The sequence below is a fragment of the Pseudoalteromonas sp. SMS1 genome (genome assembly GCF_021530565.1).
Classification (GTDB): Bacteria; Pseudomonadota; Gammaproteobacteria; order Enterobacterales; family Alteromonadaceae; genus Pseudoalteromonas.
Map to the genome: position 1 here is coordinate 1 of NZ_JAKGBI010000055.1, position 3,405 is coordinate 3,405.

At 44.9% G+C, this 3,405-nt stretch carries 2 protein-coding genes; both read right to left on the minus strand.

Annotated elements, in window-relative coordinates; all coding sequences use genetic code 11:
* On the minus strand, positions 1–1,026 hold a 1,026-nt coding region (locus L1286_RS23875; RefSeq protein WP_235409526.1), incomplete at its 3' end, for a hypothetical protein.
* On the minus strand, positions 929–3,405 hold a 2,477-nt coding region (locus L1286_RS23880; protein WP_235409527.1), incomplete at its 5' end, for a hypothetical protein. The genes L1286_RS23880 and L1286_RS23875, both read right to left, overlap by 98 nt.

Sequence of the window (3,405 nt, forward strand, 5' to 3'; positions counted from 1 at the left end):
GACGCGACCAATGCCATCGTAGTGGGTTTCAACCGTATTGCCATTGGCATCGGTGACTGAATGCAATAGGTTGTTTTCAGTGTAAGTACGGGAAGATTGTACTTGTCCATTGAGTGTGGTTTGTACTAGGTTACCATTGTTGTCATATCGATACTCCGTCAATGATACCTGCGTGCCCTGTGCATCTAGCTGCTGAACTGATGCCACTTTCCCGAGACCATTGCGGGTTGTAACCACTTGTGTGCCATCAGCCTGAGTGAGGGTGATTTGGTTTTTGCTGTCATCATAGGCATATCGAGTGATGCCATCTAACGAATCACTGACGGTCAGCTCACGCCCAAGTAAGTCGTATTCTGTTTTAATGCTGCGCGTAACGCCATCCACATTATGAGACGTGGTGACAACTTTACCAACGCGGTTCGATGAAGCGCTCGCTCCATAAACCACATTGGTGGTGTGATTGTTTGCATCCGTTGTTGAACTGACCCGCCCAAATGCATCATAGGTAGATGAGTGCTTGTGGGATGTTCGATCAAACCCCGTGATCTGCGTCGATTCAAGCAGGCCCCGTTTATCATAAGTATACTTGGTAATCGCCGCTGCCAACGGTGTTTTATCAAAAGGGTCGTACGCAGACTGAGTTTTAAGATCTGCAAAGGCATTGTACTCGAAGTCAGTACGAACGCCCTCGACATCCGTCTTTGATACCATAAGGCCGCGTTTATCAAACTGAGTTCTGGAGACAATGACTTCACTTTTACCATGTAAACCTGATAAGTACGACTGCGCAGCCGTGCTCATTACACCGCCTACAAGATTGTGGGCGGCATTTGTTAAATCAGCTTCAGAAATGGCTGATTTAAAGGCCAAAGTCGCGATTCGTTGACCGAAGCGGTTATATTGGTATTCCGTAACATAACGCTCCGCATCAATTTCGAATCTCAGCGGCAGACAACTTAGCATCTTGATAAAGGTAAGCCCCCACTGGGATACCTTGTACTGCCAATTCTGCTTTCGTTGTGTCACTCACCACTACTTTACCAATTTTCCCAGAGCCACGTATCAATAGGGCATTGACATTCAACACTGAGTTATCTGGCTCTACGGCTTTTAAATCTGCCTCTAAATCACGGATCACGGTATGCCATTGGCCATTGGTCACTGAAGACGGCATGACAGCATACGCATACCCTCCTGAGATATATGGGTTTTTAACGTCGGACTGATAGGTAATATAGCGGTGCCCTTTTGGGGTATTCACACTGATATAAACTGTATAGGCTTCGGCGTACTTCATGTCCCAAGCAATGGTTTTACCTGTTGAATCCCAGTTTTCTCCTGCTGGTTTTCTCAAGCGATATCCGTTACTTCTGACGCTGCCTGTCAACGTCATGACCTCGCCGCCGTAGTCCTCATCATACTCGGCTTTCATTACGGCCCCAGCGGGAGTTGAGTCGTATACATCCCAGTTAGCCAGCGCTACCGGAGAGTTTAAATTTTCCCCAGACAACGTTTTGCCGTCTAATGTTGCAACTTTTCGGCCTAGTAAATCATAACTGTATCTTTCGCTTGAAATAGCAACATGTTTTTCAGCAACATAGTTATCTAAGTATACTTCCGTGCCTGCAGCCCCTGGACGAGGGTTATTGTAAAAACGAATATTTGCAAATTTTCCAGCGCCCGCACTTGATTCAAAAGATGATGCGGCATTCTCTGGCTGTCCTTTTGGCATAACCGTCAAAACAGTTTCGCCGTCAAAGATTTCGAAACGAACAACATAGGTTGTGTTGGTCGTCAAATTCATCAAATGCTTATACCCTTGCTCAACACCATCACGAATAACACTGGCTTGTACAGTTCCTCGATCGAAAAACACGGCATGGCGCTCTAACGTTTTATCAGTAAATGAACCTAGATTGTCGAAACCACCATAAAAATAGGTTTCCTGCAGCGAATCGCCTGTAGTCACTTCAAATTGAATTTTGGCCTGCTCATTCAATGCGTAGGACTCTTTGGACGTAATGGTTGGCCACATGGAATTGCTAGCCTCTAAACGTTTAAAGCTAACTTTGCCATCCACGGTTGAAATCGAGTTTAAACTATTGCCCCTAGCGATAAATTGGGACATTACCCCAGAGTCGAAGCTGTCTGATACACCTTTAAACTCAGTTTCAACTGGCTTTGATACTGAATAGTTATCAAAATATACCGTTGAACTTGCTGCATTCGGTCTAGGGTTATTATAAAAGTTTACGCGTGCTTTACCTGTAAATGTGTGACTTGAGTCTGTGACTGATACCGCACGGTCAGGATGGTCCTTTGGCGTAACGGATAACGTTACGCTTTCGCCGTTTGACTCAAACCTAACAATGTAGGTCGTATTTGTTGTCAGGTTCATGAGGTGTTTATAGGGCTCAGACGCCCCATTTCTCACCACAGCTGACTGTACAACATTCCCATTAAAATAAATGACGTGGCGGTCAAGCGTAGAGCCCCATGCGCCAAAGTTATCTAATCCACCATAAAAATACGTATCACTCAGCACATCCCCAGTCGTCAATTCAAACTGAACATTAAACTTGTCCTTTAGATCATACGTGTCATTTGAAGTTATTCTTGGCCAAGCAGAACTGCTGGCAGGCGCACGTGTAAATTTAACTCGTCCATTTTCAGTGTTGATCCAGTTGCGGCTGTTGGAGTGAATTGTTAGTTGAGACGCTGCATCGACATTAAAATTGTCATCAACAACAGTGGTTTCGTTATAAACAGAAGGCGGTCTGTCTTCAAAGATCTCTTTTTTGACCACATTATCCATGTCGTCATAGGTATAATACGTATATGTTCCGTCGTTTTGTGCATATGACTGTACTTTTCCGGTGTTGGTGTAAGTCCATGCACTTGTGACCCTTTCACCCGTTGGCAATATTAATGGATTCCCAATTGTATGGTTGCGCACGTGTCGTAAATACGTCGATTCAAAGGCCTTTTGACCATTGCTGTCATATTCATAGGTGGTCAAGGAACCATCCGCATCTAGACTGCCAATAACCAGCCCTTGTCCATTGTAAAACTGATGGCTAATGCGGTCTTCGCTGGACTCAACCAACGCCCCAATTGCGCCTTTATTCTTATACTGGCGCGTCGCAATTTGATTGCCAGCCGCATCATAGTAAAAACGTGTGGCATAGCCTTCGGTATCCACTTGATACTCAAGGTTGCCAGCTTGGTTATAGCGGTATGTTTGTTGTCGATCTGTTGCAGTGATTTCGATCGCATCTAGTACCTCAACTTTCAGATTGAATGCCAGAATATTAGTTACCGCCTCAGATAACTGCGTTTTTGCACTGAGCTGACCTTTAGCGTTGTACTCAAAGCGCGTTACATAGCCTTGTGCATCTATTTCAT